Consider the following 13,392-nt stretch of genomic DNA (forward strand, 5'->3'; position numbering starts at 1 on the left):
CGCGGGGAGAGCACATGGATGTGCTCTGCCTTGAGGAGCGAGGAAGAGAGGGAGCAACGACGTCAGGCCACGCTCGCTTCGACTCTCAACCTGCCCACATCCCGCAACGGCGGCGCCCCGAAGCGCCGGCTGTATTCGCGGCTGAACTGCGATGGACTCTCGTAGCCCACGCGATGCGCGGCCGTCGCCACGTCGCAGCGCTCGGACAGCAGCAGGCGGCGCGCCTCCTGCAGGCGCAACTGCTTCTGGTACTGCAACGGGCTCATCGCGGTCACCGCGCGGAAGTGATGGTGCAACGACGACGCCGACATGTTCACCATCGAGGCGAGGTCGTCGATGCGCAGCGGGCGGTGGTAATGCTCGCGCAGCCAGTGGATCGCGCGCGCGATGTGGTGGCCCTGGCTGCCGGCCGAGGCCATCTGCGCCAGACGCGCGCCCTGAGCGCCGGTGAGCAGGCGATACAGCAGTTCCCGCTCGATCAGCGGCCCGAGGATCGCCAGGTCGCGCGGTCGCTCCAGCAGGCGCACCAGGCGCAGCAGCGGATCGAGCAGGTCCGCGTCCAGCGCGCTCAGCGCCATGCCGCGCGGCGCCACGGCATCGGCACGCGGTACGTCCACCTCCGGCAGCAGTTCGCGGATGCGCTGGAGGTCGAAGCCGAGAGTCAGGCACAGGCAGGGTTCTTCCGGCGCGGCGCGCAGCACCTGGGCGGTTACCGGCATGTCCACCGAGGTGAGCAGGTACGCACCCGGCTCGTAGACCAGGGTGTCCGGCCCGACCAGGATCTGCTTCGCGCCCTGCAGCGCCACGCCCAGGCCGGGCTCGTACAGCGTGCAGGTCGGCACGCTGGACGAGTTCGCGCGGAACAGAGTCAGCGGCCCCCAGGCGGTCACAAAGTTGCCTTCGGTGGCGGCGTATCGTTCAACCAGCGCGGTCAATTCCTGGCGGGCCTGCGCCAGCCTGCCACTCCCCTCAGGGGACAAGGTCTTGGATTCCATGGACTTGTACCATTGATCGTCCTGGCAAGCTTGCCCGTTCCTGTGCCGCCTGGCGAGCATCGCAAGCTGGGCTTTGCAGGATCGGGCAACGATTTCGCAGGATCCGGCTAACCCCGCACCGAGCCGGCGGCCCATACTTTTCAGGTCGTTCCCCGTCCTCATTGATCTTAAGGAGCATCGTCCATGGCCCTGTCCATCCAAGGCTACGCCGCGCAGTCCGCCACCACTCCGATCGCCCCGCACACGTTCGAGCGGCGCGACCCGCGGCCGGACGACGTGGTGATCGACATCCTGTATTGCGGTGTCTGCCACTCCGATATCCATCAGGCGCGCAACGAGTGGCGCAACAGCATCTATCCGATGGTGCCCGGCCACGAAATCATCGGCCGCGTGAGCTCGGTCGGCGCCGAAGTCAGCCAGTTCAAGGTGGGCGACGTGGTCGGCGTCGGCTGCATGGTCGACTCGTGCCAGCACTGCGGCGCCTGCCACGCCGGCCTCGAGCAGTACTGCGTCGAGGGCGCGACCTGGACCTACAACGGCATCGACCGTCGCGACGGCATGCCGACCTTCGGCGGCTATTCCGAGCGCATCGTGGTCTCCGACAAGTTCGTCGTCCGCGTGCCGGAGAAGCTCGATCCGAAGGCTGCCGCGCCGCTGCTGTGCGCGGGCATCACCACGTATTCGCCGCTGCGCCACTGGAAGATCGGCAAGGGCAGCAAGGTGGCCGTGGTGGGCCTGGGCGGCCTGGGCCACATGGGCCTGAAGTTCGCCAAGGCGATGGGGGCCGACGTCACTCTGTTCACCCGCACGCCGGACAAGGAAGCCGAAGCGCGCCGCCTGGGCGCCGACCACGTGGTGCTGTCCACCGACGCGGCGCAGATGAAGGCGGTGGCCCGCTCGTTCGACTTCATCCTCGACACGGTGCCCAGCCCGCACGATCTCAATCCGTACCTGGCGACGCTCGCGCTCAACGGCACGCTGTGCCTGGTCGGCCTGCTCGAACCGATTGAACCGCCGGTACAGGCCGGTGCCGTGGTCATGGGCCGCCGCGCAATCTCGGGCTCGGCCATCGGTGGCATCGCCGAGACGCAGGAAATGCTGGATTACTGCGCGGAACATGGCATCGTTTCGGATATCGAGATGATCGATATCCAGAACATCAACCAGGCCTACGATCGCATGCTGCGCAGCGATGTGCGCTATCGCTTCGTGATCGACATCGCGTCGCTCAAGAAGTCGGCCTGAGTCTCGCTTTACCTCGCCCTCTCCCCTGTGGGGAGAGGGTCGGGGGTGAAGGGCCGTCAGCCCTTCATCTCTTCCAGCTCCATCCCCTTCGTCTCCCGCACCGCCTTCGCCACGAACACCAGCGATATCAGCGCGAACAGCGCGTACAGGCCATAGGCGAAGCTCAGGCCAGCCTCGGCCAGCGCGGGGAAGCTGCTGGTGATGATGAAGTTCGCCACCCACTGCGCGGCCGCGGCCACCGCCAGCGCCACCGCGCGGATACGGTTGGGGAACATCTCGCCGAGCAACACCCACACCATCGGGCCCCAGCTCAGGCCGAAGAACACCACGTAGGCGTTGGCCGCGACCAGCGCCACCATGCCCCACGGCGCGGGCAGGCTCAGCGCCGTGCCACTGCCGGTGGCCAGCGAGAAGCACCAGGCCATCAGGCCCAGCGTGACGGTCATGCCGGCCGAGCCGATCAGGAGCAGCGGCTTGCGGCCGATGCGGTCGACCAGCGCGATCGCCACCAGCGTCACCAGCACGTTCACCACCGAGGTGACCACGCTGATCGAGAACGCATCGGATTCGCTGAAACCCACCGAATGCCACAGCGTCGACGAGTAATAGAAGATCACGTTGATGCCCACGAACTGCTGGAACACCGACAGCAGGATGCCGATCCACACCACCGGCAGCAGGCCCGCCACCGTGCCGCGCAGATCGCGCAACGTCGGCTGGTATTCCGACCGCAGGCTCTGCTCGATGTCGACCAGCTTCTGGTCGAGCGCATGTTCTTCGCGCAGGTCCAGCACCTGGCGCAGCACGTCCTTGGCTTCCGCCAGCCGCCCCTTGGCCACCAGGTGGCGCGGCGACTCGGGCACGCCCAGTACCAGCGAGCCGTACACCAGCGCCGGCACCACCGCCACCAGGAACATCCAGCGCCATGCCTCCAGGCCCAGCCACAGCGTCTTCGATGCGCCGCCGGCGGTGCCGGCCAGCCAGGCGTCGCTGAGCAGCGCAGCGAAAATGCCAAGCACGATCGCCAGCTGTTGCAGCGAGCCGAGCCGTCCGCGCACCTGCGCCGGCGATACCTCGGCGATATAGGTCGGCGCGATCACCGATGCCACGCCCACGCCGATACCGCCGACCAGGCGCCACAGCACCAGGTCCCACACGCCGAACACCAGTCCCGAACCCAGCGCGCTCACCGCCAGGAATGCGGCGGCCACCTGCATGGTGCGCACGCGCCCGAAACGGTCGGCGAGCATGCCGGCATACCACGCGCCCAGTGCCGAACCGAGCAGCGCGCAGGACACCGCGAAACCGATGCGCCCCGCACCCAGCCCGAAACTGCCGCGCACCGCGTCCACCGCGCCATTGATCACGGCGGTGTCGAAACCGAACAGGAATCCACCCAGCGCCGCCGCCGCGGCAATCAGTACCACCCGTGCGGTCGCACGCTGCTGCGTGCCTTCCACGCTATCCAGAGCATTCATTCGTACGCCTCTCCCCAAGGCATGAAAATCCGGCCGATTCTGCGGCGCGCCAGCCGGCGCCGCGGATGAATACGTATGCAGCATTTGCTGCCGCGCAACACATTTTTCGCACCAATCGCGCCGCCATGCGCTCCGCGACGATGTGCGCCGGGTAAGCTGCACGCTTCGCCATCGACAGGATACGGGCCCGATGACCTTACTCGTGTTCATGCTGCTGTGTCTGCTCGCCCTCGCCCTGCGCCGCTGGCGGCGGCAGCGCCTCAGCCGCGCCTGCACCGTATTGGCGGTCGTGCTGTTCTTTGCGGTGGGCTGCGGCCCCGTGCCGTTCTGGCTGATGCGCGGATTGCAAAGTGATTACAGCGCCACGCCGGCGGTGTCATGGGGCGAGCGCAACGCCATCGTGCTGCTCGGCGCCGGCACTTTCCGCGACCCCGCGCATGGCACGGTGGAACCGAGTTTCTTTTCCAACGGCCGCATCCTCGCTGCGGTAGCGCAGTACCAGGCCTGCCATGCCGCCGGCCACGATTGCAAAGTGCTGGCCAGCGGCGGCGACGCGCTGCATAACGGCGTGCCGGAAGCTACCGTCTACCGCGAAGCGATGGTGCGCGCGGGCGTGCCCACGGCCGACGTGATCGTGGAAGACCGCAGCCTCAGCACCTGGCACAACGCCCAGTACAGCAAACCGTTGCTCGATGCCTACGCGCCGCAGCGCGAGCTGCTGGTCACCTCGGGCCTGCATATGCGCCGCAGCCTGCTGTATTTCGCCCACTTCGGCATCGAGCCGACCCCAGTGCGCGGCGACCTGGTGGAGCCGCTGTGGTCGTTCTACCCGCTGTCGTGGAATTTCACGGTGGCCGACGCGGCGCTGCACGAATACGTGGGCGTCGCGCGTTACCACGTGTACAACGCGCTGGGGCTGAATGCGCCGAAAGTAAAACCCTGAGCCGGACACCGCCTGTCGCAGGCATGGCGACAGGCCTGCCGCAGCATGACTGCACCTGCCGCCGGATGCGGCTCCCCTCGGAGAAACGCGGCCCATGACCACTCTCGTTTTCGTCCATGGCTGGAGCGTCACCGATACCTCGACCTACGGCGCCCTGCCTCAGCGCCTGCAGCAGCAGGCCGCGGCGCAAGGCTCGGGCTTGCAGGTAGCCGACCTGTGGCTATCCAAGTACGTCAGTTTCGACGATGCCGTCACCATGGCCGATCTGGTGCGCGCCTTCGACCATGCACTGCGTGACCTGCATCTGAGCGGGCCCAGCTTCGCCTGCATCACCCATTCCACCGGCGGTCCGCTGGTGCGCGAATGGCTGCGCGCGCAGCGCGATCGTCCCGGTGCCTACAGCACCATCCGGCTCACTCATCTGGTCATGCTGGCGCCGGCCAACTTCGGCTCCGCGCTGGCGCAGCTGGGCAAGGGCCTGCTGGGCCGGCTGCGCTCGGCGTTCGACGGCGTCGAACCCGGACGGCGCATCCTCGATTGGCTGGAGCTGGGCAGCCCCGAATCGCTCTCGCTCAATGTCGATCACATCCATGGCGCGGACCCGGCGGCCAAGGGGCAGTTCCTGTTCGTGCTCGCCGGCGATCGGCCGGACCGCAAGCTCTACGACCATATCAACAGCTACACCGGCGAAGACGGCTCCGACGGCGTGGTACGCATCGCCGCGGCCAATCTCAATGCTGCGCACGCGGTGCTGGCGCGCAAGGGCGACGGCGCCGACGCCGACGTGCTGGCGTTGACCCTGGCGCGCGCGCCGCGCACGGCGTTCAAGCTGATCCCCGGCGCATCACACTCCGGCACCGACCAAGGCATCATGACCGCATCGCCACCGGCCACCGTCGATGCGGTGCTGCGCTGCCTGCGCGTCGCCGATGGCGCCGGCTATGCCGCTCTGTGCGACGCCTTCGACGCGGAGAACGCACAGCGCGACGCGAACAAGGTGGAGCTCGAACCGGCCGGCCCATTCTCCCCGCGCGTGCACATCCACGACCCGCGCAGCCTGTTGATCGTGCGCCTGGCCGACGAAGCCGGCGAGCCGCTGCTGGATACGCGCTTTCTGTTCGCCGCCGGCACGCCGCCCAATCCGGACTGGATGCCGCAGGGCTTCATGCAGGACCGGCAGGCCAACAGCCGCACACCCAACGTGATTTCGTTCTTCCTCAATCACGCGCTGCTCGGCGGCGACGATCGCGTCGCAGATCCCAGCAACAGCCGGCGCACCTTGCGCGCGGCGACGGCGGGCCACCGTCCCTATGCCGCGCAGGTGCAGCCCACGGCCATCACCGGCCTGGTGCATCACGCCCTGGCGGCGACCGACCCGGCGGACGACTTGTTCGCGCTGTTCGGCCCGCACCGCACCACGGTGCTGGACGTCGTGCTGCCGCGCAAAGTGCACGAGGGCGTGTTCCGGCTCACGCGCAACCTGGCGCCGGAGGATTTCCGCAAGCCCGACCCAGGCCCGGTGATCGGCTGACGCGGGCAAAGCGCAACCCCGCGCATGCCTCGTCTGCGTTGCATGGACCATGCACGCCGCCCCCGCACCTCGCGTTTACCCCCGCATGGCATTTCGCTTACCCTCGCCCGCCATGGATACCGCGGTGGATGAGGACGCGACGCTGATGCTGGCCTACGCGCAGGGCGACCTGGCCGCGTTCGAGGCCCTGTACGCGCGCCATCGCGGCACGCTGTACCGCTTTCTGTTGCGCACCGGGCGCGACCAGGCCCTCGCCGACGATCTGTTCCAGGAAACCTGGAGCCGCGTGATCGCGGCGCGCGAGCGCTATCAGCCGCAGGCCAAGTTCACCACCTGGCTGCTGCAGATCGCGCACAACCTGCTGGTCGACAGCTTCCGTCGCAAGCGGCCCACGCTCGATGGCGAGGCGGGCGAGCTGGCGCTGGCGCAGGTGGAAGCGCCGGCGCAGGAACAGCCCGAGCACGCCTTGTCGGATTTCGAACAGCGCCGCCGCCTGCAACGCGCCATCGAACAGTTGCCGGACGAGCAGCGCACCGCCGTGCTGCTGAGGCTGGAACAGGAACTGAGCCTGGAGGAAATCGCCGACATCACCGGCGTGGGGCGCGAGACCGTGAAGTCCCGCCTGCGCTACGCCATGAACAAACTGCGCGAGCAGCTGGCCGAATGAATACGCATCGCCCCGACGACGAACATCTGCCTGGCGAGGATGAGCTGGCGGCGCTGTACCGCAAGCTCCCGCGCAAGGAGCCCGGTCCCGCGCTGGATGCCGCCGTGCTGCGCGCCGCTGCGCAGGCGGTGAAAACCGCCGAGCCTGCGGCGACGAAACGCCGGCCGCGCTGGCCGATCGCCCTGAGCAGCGCCGCCGTGCTGGTGCTGGCCGCCGGGCTGGGCTGGCGTATGCGCGACATGCCGGCGAGCACGCCGCCCGTGACGCCCGGCGCTGTCTCGGTGCAGGCCAGCGCACCGGCGGTCGAAGCCGCACCCGCTGCCGACCAGGCCCAACGGGCCGCGCCCGCGCCGCCGCCGCCCACGGAACCGATGCATCCGGCCGCGCCCAAGCTGCAACAGGCTAACGTTCCCATGGCCAAGCCGGCGGCGTCTGCGATGGCCAGGGTCATGCAGCCGCAGGCGAAGCAGGCACCAGCGCTGGCCGCGAAGCGGGCCGTTACCGACCAGGCCACGCCTGTCGCGGCGAACGAGCCGTCGACATTCGCTCAGCAGCGTACGGAAGCCACGGCCGGAAACCAGCCGCTCGAGGAAAAGGCCGCGCCCACGGCCCCCGCGCCACGCCTGATGGCGGCACCGACGATCGCCCCCGCCCCTCCCGCACCGCCCGCCGATACCGCGCGCGACGCGCATGACACGCCCGCACAGGAGCTGGACAAGATCCGCCTTCTGTTCGCGACGCAGCGCCGCGATGAAGCGCGTCAGCGTCTGGCCGATTTCCATCGCGACCATCCGGACTATCCCCTGCCCGACGATCTGCGCGAGCAACTGCTCACGCCATGAGCGCACCGGCCTACACCCTCGCGGGGCCGTGCCAGCATGTCGAGGAGATCAAGAAAAGCCGCTTCCTCGCGCACGCCGCCCCGGTCGAATCGCCCGAACAGGCGCTGGCTTTCGTGCGGCAGGTGGCCGATCCGACCGCCACGCACAATTGCTGGGCCTATCGCATCGGCCAGGACTATCGCTTCAACGACGACGGCGAACCCGGCGGCACCGCGGGCCGGCCGATCCTGCAGGCAATCGAGGGCCAAGGCATCGACCGCGCGGTGGTGGTGGTCACGCGCTGGTTCGGCGGTGTGAAGCTCGGCGCCGGCGGCCTGGTGCGCGCCTATGGCGGCGCGGCGGCCGAGTGCCTGCGCGTAGCCGCACGCGTGCCGATCATCGCGATGGCACGGCTGGCTCTGCATTGCGAGTTCGCGGAGTTGGCGCTGCTGAAGGCCCGGCTCAAGGAGTTCGACGCGCAACTGGACGACGAGCACTTCGGCGCCGACGGTGTCGAGCTCGTGCTGCGCCTGCCCGAAAGCCGCGTCGTGGAGGCGCAGGCGCGCATCGTCGACATCACACGCGGCCGCACTGAAGCACGCCGGCTGGACTGAGCCCGCTTCGCCACCCCGCGCGCACGGCTCGCCGACTGCCCGCGAAACGCCAGCAAAACCTGCTTGCGGCAGCCATGACGCCTACCGAGAATCGCGCGCTTGCGCTACCGCGCCATCTCGCCAAGGACGCACCCATGCATCGCCTGCCCGGCCTCGACCTGCTGCGCGCCATCGCCATCGTATGGGTGATGCTGTTCCACTCCTTCATCGTCGGCGGACTGGGCGAATCATGGCGCTGGCTGCAAGACAATGGCTGGGCCGGCGTGGACCTGTTCTTCGTGCTCAGCGGTTATCTGATCGGCTCGCAATGGCTCAAGCCGCTGAGCGAAGGCCGGCCCCCGGCGTTCGGCCGCTTCTACGCGCGGCGCCTGCTGCGCACCGTGCCGGCCTTCCTCGCGGTGCTCGCGGTGTATTTCGCCCTGCCGTCGGCGCGCGAGGCGCCGGGCATCCAGCCGCTGTGGCAGTTCCTCACCTATACGGTCAACTTCCTGATCGACTACCAGCACAACCAGGCGTTCTCGCACGTGTGGTCGCTATGCGTGGAAGAACACTTCTATCTGCTGTTCCCGCTGCTGGCCTGGTGGGTGGCACGGTACGGCTCGGCACGCGCGTTCGCCGTGCTGTGCCTGGTCGTGATCGTCGGCGGCATGGCGCTGCGCGGCTGGCTGACGCTGCACATGGATGGTCGGCCGTTCGTCGAGGTGATCTATTACCCGACCTGGAACCGCCTCGATGGTCTGCTTGCCGGCGTCGTGCTGGCCGCGACGCAGGCCTATCGGCCGGCCATGTGGACCTGGTTGCAGGCGCGAGCGAATGCCATGCTGGCGATGGGCCTCGCACTCACCGCCATCGCACTGTCGGTCTTCCAGGATCGCGCCGGCCTGATCGCCTCGGTGTTCGGCTACCCGATGCTGTCGTGGGGATTGGCGCTGGTCGTGGCAGCCGCCACCAGCCCGGCCTGCTGGCTGGGCCGGCACCGCGTGCCGGGCGCGGGCTGGCTGGCGCTGATCTCCTATAGCCTCTATCTCGATCACAAGCTGGTCTTTCACGCCGTGCAGACATGGCTCGCCGAGCATCCGCAGATCCAAGGGGTGGCAGCGTTCGCGCTGTACGCGGCCTGCACGCTGGCCGGCGGCGCGCTGCTTCACTACACGGTGGAAGCGCCATTCCTGCGCCTGCGCGACCGCCTGCAGGGCGGCCGCGCGCGTAGGCCGGCGCTGGCGCCCACCTCCGCCGGCGCATGAGCGTCACTCTTTTCGCCATCGCCATGTGATTGAATCGCCGGTTTAGACCCCAATGTCCCACGGGTCCCGACCGCGGCGAACCTCATGAGCTCACCCCAGGCGAACGAATCCTCTCCCAAGCGCCGCCTCGGTGCGCTGCGCCAGCTCTGGCCTTTCCTGAAACCGCATCGCGCCCTGGCGATCGGCTGGCTGATCTTCCTGGCCATCTCTTCCGGTTCCACCCTGGTGCTGCCGATGGCAGTACGGCACATGATCGACCAGGGTTTCGGCGCCGCCAGCGCGGCGACCATCAACCTCACCTTCCTCGGCCTGTTCGGCGTGGCGCTGGTGCTGGCCGCTTCCACCGCCGCGCGCTATTTCTGCATCACGCTGCTGGGCGAGCGGGCGCTGGCCTCGATGCGCGCCAAGCTGTATGCACACGTGATCCGTCTGGACGTCGGCTTTTTTGAGCGCAGCCGCGTGGGCGAGCTGATTTCCCGCCTGGGCACCGACACCGAAGTGGTGCAGGCGCTGATCGGTTCGGGCATCTCGGTGGCACTGCGCAGTACGGTCACACTGATCGGCGCAGTGGTGGCCATGGTCTGGACCATTCCGCGCCTGGCTGGTTTCACCGCGCTGGTGATTCCCGCGATGATGCTGCCGATCCTCGTGTTCGGCCGCCGCGTGCGGAAGCTCTCGCGCGCCAGCCAGGACCGCCTGGCCGACGCGGCCGCGATCGCCAACGAGACGCTCAACGCCGCCCCCGCCGTGAAGGCGTATGCGCGCGAGGACATCGAGAGCACGCGCTACGGCAGCGCCATCACCCGCGCGCTGGCCACCGCGCGCAAGCGCATCGGCACCCGTTCCCTGCTCACCGCGGCGGTCATCGTGCTGATGTTCGGCGCGATCACGCTGGTGCTGTGGATCGGCGCGCGCGACGTGCTGGCGGGCCATCTCACGCCAGGTCTGCTCAGCCAGTTCGTGCTTTACGCGATCTTCGCCGCCGGCTCGGTCGCGGGCCTGTCCGAAGTGTGGGGCGACGTGCTGCGCGCAGCCGGCGCGATGGAACGCATCGGCGAACTGTTCGCCGAACGCGCCGACGTGGCGAGCCCGTCCCAGCCTGCGCCGCTGCCCAAGCCGGTGAGCGGCGCGCTGCGCTTCGAGAATGTCGCCTTCCACTACCCGACACGCCCCGATGCTCCCGCGCTGCACGATTTCGACCTGCGCATCGAACCGGGCGAGACGGTCGCCCTGGTCGGACCCTCCGGTGCCGGCAAGAGCACCGTGTTCGCGCTGCTATTGCGTTTCTACGATCCGCAGCGCGGCCGCATCACGCTCGACGGCATCGACCTGCGCACGCTGGCACTGCCCGACCTGCGCGGCGCCATCGCGCTAGTGCCACAGGAGACCGTGATCTTCAGTGGCACCGCGGCGGACAACATCCGCTTCGGCCGCCAGGATGCCAGCGATGACGAAGTGCACGACGCCGCGCGCGCGGCCGAAGCGCACGAATTCATCGGCGCCCTGGACGGCGGCTACGGCGCTGAACTGGGCGAACGCGGCGTCCGCCTCTCCGGCGGCCAGCGCCAGCGCGTAGCCATTGCCCGCGCGATCCTGCGCGATGCGCCGCTGCTGCTGCTTGACGAAGCGACCTCGGCGCTCGACGCGCAGTCGGAGGCGGCGATCCAGCAGGCGCTGGAGCGGCTGGAAAAGGGCCGCACTACCCTGGTCATCGCCCATCGCCTGGCGACCGTACAACGCGCCGACCGCATTGTCGTGATGGACGGCGGGCGGATCGTGGCGCAAGGAACGCACGAGAGCTTGCTGGCCGAGGGCGGGCTGTATGCAGAACTGGCGCGGTTGCAGTTTGTCGCGTAGCCGCCGGGTTCGAACCTTTCTCTTCTCGGGGAAGTACGCGGGGAAAGCTCAGGCACGTGCTGTGCTTTCCTCGCTCATCGGAGCCAGGCACATCTCCGTGCCTTCTTCGCGTGAGCTGCCGGGCTCTCGCTTCTACGCTCCTTAAGCCCCACACACCCCAGCACTCCCCCGAAGAGGATAGATAGAAAGCTGGTGGCGCTAAAGCTGCAGTGCTGCGATCAGCGCCCGCACCTGCTCCACGTCGCTGCGGATTTCGCCGCCTTCCATGTCATGCAGCTCCGGACGACGATGCCGCATGCCGGACGGCAACGATCGCTTGGCCGACGCATGCAGCTCGGTCGCACCAGTCGCTTCGGCCAGGGCGGCGATGTTCTGCGGCGTGACGCCGGCACCGGGCATCACCACGATGCATCCGTCCGACCGTTCGACCAGCCGCCGGATCAACGGCGCGCCGTCCATCGCACTGGCTCGCGCGCCCGAAGTGAGCACGCGCTCGCAACCGAGCGCGATCACATCCTCCAGCGCCTGTTCGGGATCGACGGTGAGATCGAAGGCACGATGGAAGGTCACGCCCATGCCGCCGGCCGCGCGCACCAGCGGCTTGCAGCGCTCGCTGTCCACGCGTCCCTCGGCGTCGAGCACGCCGATCACCACGCCGTCGCATCCCAACGCGGCACAGGTTTCGATATCCCGCTGCATCGTTTCGCATTCGAGATCGCTATACAGAAAATCGCCGGCGCGCGGACGCACCAGCACGTACAACGGGATGTGCAGGCGTTCGCGCACCATCGCGATCAACGCCGCCGATGGCGTGAGACCGCCCAGTTCGAGGCCAGTGCAAAGCTCTACGCGACCGGCACCGCCATCCTGCGCAGCCTGCGCGGAGGCTACGGAGTTGGCCGCCACTTCGAGCAGATAGCGGCTACTCATCCATACACGCTCTTGGAGGGGAACAGACCGTCCTGCTTTGCGCCGTCGCATACCGCGTAGCTGAAACCGGATTGGATCGCGAACGCACCGATGTCGCCTTCGCGATTGATGGCGAGAAAGCCGACTTGCAGATCCTTCGATGCCTGCGGCCGCTTCTTGACGATGCGCATCACCGCCTCTTCGCAGGCCTGCTGCGGCGAGCGTCCCTGCCGCATCAGCTCGACCACCAGAAAGCTGCCAGCGTTGCGGATCACTTCCTCGCCCACGCCGGTGGAGGTGGCGCCGCCGACATCGCCGTCGACGTACAGACCCGCGCCGATGATCGGACTGTCGCCTACGCGGCCACGCAGCTTCCATGCCATGCCGCTGGTGGTGCATGCGCCGGCCAGCCGGCCTTGCGCGTCGATGGCGAGCATGCCGATGGTGTCGTGGTTGTCCTTGCCGCCCGCACCCTTGCCGTAATCGCGCACCTCGCTGTTGGCGCTGGGCTGGTAATGGGCGGTCTTCAACCACTCGTGCCAGGCTTTTTCCGACTCCGGCGTCAGCAGCTTCTCTTTCTTGAAGCCCTGCTCGAGCGCGAACTGCTGGGCGCCCTCGCCCACCAGCAGCACATGGGGGGTGCGCTCCATGACGCGGCGCGCGACCTGGATGGGATGGGCGATGTTTTCCAGCGCGGCGACCGCGCCGCAGCTGCCATCGCCGTCCATGATGCTGGCGTCCAGGCTGACGTGGCCGTCGCGGTCGGGATAACCCGCGCGGCCTACGCTGTGATTCTTCAGATCCGCTTCCGGGATCATCACGCCGGCCTCTACCGCGTCCAGCGCACGGCCGCCCTTGGCGAGGATGGCCCAGGCCGCGATATTGGCGGGCACGCCGAAGTCCCAGGTGGAAATGACGCGCGGCTTGCGTCCGCCGGACGGCGCGGCGTTCTTGCCCTCGGCCCACGCCGGCGCGAGGCGGGAGGAAAGCGCCGCGGCGGTCACGCCCAGTGCGGCGGTCTTGAGAAAGCGACGGCGATCGGCCATCGGGCGTCTCCTGGCAGGTAGGTGGGAACGGCGTTCGCCCGA

Annotated in this window: 12 protein-coding genes; 8 read left to right on the plus strand and 4 right to left on the minus strand. The window is 68.3% G+C overall.

From position 1 onward, the window contains the following. Positions 1–62: 62 nt before the first annotated feature. Positions 63–995 carry an AraC family transcriptional regulator gene (locus ACNR9O_RS12015; RefSeq protein WP_473680221.1) on the minus strand — a complete coding sequence of 311 codons (933 nt, stop codon included), beginning with the start codon at positions 993–995 and terminating at the stop codon, positions 63–65. 183 nt (positions 996–1,178) lie between these two features. Here ACNR9O_RS12015 and ACNR9O_RS12020 point away from each other — a divergent pair, with 183 nt between their 5' ends. After that, on the plus strand, positions 1,179–2,240 hold the full coding sequence (locus ACNR9O_RS12020; RefSeq protein WP_473680219.1) for an NAD(P)-dependent alcohol dehydrogenase: 1,062 nt from the start codon (positions 1,179–1,181) through the stop codon (positions 2,238–2,240). A gap of 56 nt (positions 2,241–2,296) precedes the next feature. Here the strand turns inward: ACNR9O_RS12020 and ACNR9O_RS12025 are convergent, their stop codons facing one another. Beyond that, positions 2,297–3,718: a sugar porter family MFS transporter gene (locus ACNR9O_RS12025; protein WP_473680217.1), complete on the minus strand. Its 1,422-nt coding sequence runs from the start codon at positions 3,716–3,718 to the stop codon at positions 2,297–2,299. A 190-nt stretch (positions 3,719–3,908) separates the two neighbouring features. Here ACNR9O_RS12025 and ACNR9O_RS12030 point away from each other — a divergent pair, with 190 nt between their 5' ends. The 7 genes from ACNR9O_RS12030 to ACNR9O_RS12060 all read left to right on the plus strand — a co-directional run bounded on the left by ACNR9O_RS12030 (position 3,909) and on the right by ACNR9O_RS12060 (position 11,395). After that, the gene (locus tag ACNR9O_RS12030) at positions 3,909–4,661 is read left to right on the plus strand and encodes a YdcF family protein (RefSeq protein ID WP_473680215.1); all 753 of its coding nucleotides are present in this window, start codon (positions 3,909–3,911) and stop codon (positions 4,659–4,661) included. Between the two features lie 94 nt (positions 4,662–4,755). Next, a complete protein-coding gene (locus ACNR9O_RS12035) occupies positions 4,756–6,192 on the plus strand; it encodes a lipase family protein (RefSeq protein WP_473680213.1) in 1,437 nt (478 codons plus the stop codon). 112 nt (positions 6,193–6,304) lie between these two features. Next, positions 6,305–6,859, plus strand: a complete 555-nt coding sequence (locus tag ACNR9O_RS12040; protein WP_473700776.1) for an RNA polymerase sigma factor — start codon at positions 6,305–6,307, stop codon at positions 6,857–6,859. Further along, on the plus strand, positions 6,856–7,701 hold the full coding sequence (locus ACNR9O_RS12045) for a hypothetical protein (protein WP_473680209.1): 846 nt from the start codon (positions 6,856–6,858) through the stop codon (positions 7,699–7,701). The genes ACNR9O_RS12040 and ACNR9O_RS12045 overlap by 4 nt, the downstream gene beginning before the upstream one ends. Further along, on the plus strand, positions 7,698–8,294 hold the full coding sequence (locus ACNR9O_RS12050) for an IMPACT family protein (protein WP_473680206.1): 597 nt from the start codon (positions 7,698–7,700) through the stop codon (positions 8,292–8,294). Before ACNR9O_RS12045 ends, ACNR9O_RS12050 begins: the two co-directional genes overlap by 4 nt. A 134-nt stretch (positions 8,295–8,428) precedes the next feature. Continuing rightward, positions 8,429–9,538, plus strand: coding sequence for an acyltransferase family protein (locus ACNR9O_RS12055; RefSeq protein ID WP_473680204.1), 1,110 nt, complete (start codon positions 8,429–8,431; stop codon positions 9,536–9,538). 84 nt (positions 9,539–9,622) lie between these two features. Beyond that, positions 9,623–11,395 (plus strand): ABC transporter transmembrane domain-containing protein, encoded by a 1,773-nt coding sequence (locus ACNR9O_RS12060; RefSeq protein ID WP_473680202.1) that lies wholly within the window; start codon positions 9,623–9,625, stop codon positions 11,393–11,395. A gap of 198 nt (positions 11,396–11,593) precedes the next feature. Here the strand turns inward: ACNR9O_RS12060 and ACNR9O_RS12065 are convergent, their stop codons facing one another. Both ACNR9O_RS12065 and ACNR9O_RS12070 read right to left on the minus strand, forming a co-directional pair. Continuing rightward, positions 11,594–12,325 carry a copper homeostasis protein CutC gene (locus ACNR9O_RS12065; protein WP_473680200.1) on the minus strand — a complete coding sequence of 244 codons (732 nt, stop codon included), beginning with the start codon at positions 12,323–12,325 and terminating at the stop codon, positions 11,594–11,596. Next, a complete protein-coding gene (locus ACNR9O_RS12070) occupies positions 12,322–13,350 on the minus strand; it encodes a glycosylasparaginase (RefSeq protein ID WP_473680198.1) in 1,029 nt (342 codons plus the stop codon). Before ACNR9O_RS12070 ends, ACNR9O_RS12065 begins: the two co-directional genes overlap by 4 nt. Between the last annotated feature and the right edge of the window lie 42 nt (positions 13,351–13,392).

This window comes from Dyella sp. CR10, from assembly GCF_055814425.1.

Excerpts from the sequence above, each read along its gene's own strand:
- ACNR9O_RS12015 (WP_473680221.1), bottom strand. The coding sequence starts at position 995 with ATGGAATCCAAGACCTTGTCCCCTGAGGGGAGTGGCAGGCTGGCGCAG.
- ACNR9O_RS12020 (WP_473680219.1), top strand. The coding sequence starts at position 1,179 with ATGGCCCTGTCCATCCAAGGCTACGCCGCGCAGTCCGCCACCACTCCG.
- ACNR9O_RS12025 (WP_473680217.1), bottom strand. The coding sequence starts at position 3,718 with ATGAATGCTCTGGATAGCGTGGAAGGCACGCAGCAGCGTGCGACCGCA.
- ACNR9O_RS12030 (WP_473680215.1), top strand. The coding sequence starts at position 3,909 with ATGACCTTACTCGTGTTCATGCTGCTGTGTCTGCTCGCCCTCGCCCTG.
- ACNR9O_RS12035 (WP_473680213.1), top strand. The coding sequence starts at position 4,756 with ATGACCACTCTCGTTTTCGTCCATGGCTGGAGCGTCACCGATACCTCG.
- ACNR9O_RS12040 (WP_473700776.1), top strand. The coding sequence starts at position 6,305 with ATGGATACCGCGGTGGATGAGGACGCGACGCTGATGCTGGCCTACGCG.
- ACNR9O_RS12045 (WP_473680209.1), top strand. The coding sequence starts at position 6,856 with ATGAATACGCATCGCCCCGACGACGAACATCTGCCTGGCGAGGATGAG.
- ACNR9O_RS12050 (WP_473680206.1), top strand. The coding sequence starts at position 7,698 with ATGAGCGCACCGGCCTACACCCTCGCGGGGCCGTGCCAGCATGTCGAG.
- ACNR9O_RS12055 (WP_473680204.1), top strand. The coding sequence starts at position 8,429 with ATGCATCGCCTGCCCGGCCTCGACCTGCTGCGCGCCATCGCCATCGTA.
- ACNR9O_RS12060 (WP_473680202.1), top strand. The coding sequence starts at position 9,623 with ATGAGCTCACCCCAGGCGAACGAATCCTCTCCCAAGCGCCGCCTCGGT.
- ACNR9O_RS12065 (WP_473680200.1), bottom strand. The coding sequence starts at position 12,325 with ATGAGTAGCCGCTATCTGCTCGAAGTGGCGGCCAACTCCGTAGCCTCC.
- ACNR9O_RS12070 (WP_473680198.1), bottom strand. The coding sequence starts at position 13,350 with ATGGCCGATCGCCGTCGCTTTCTCAAGACCGCCGCACTGGGCGTGACC.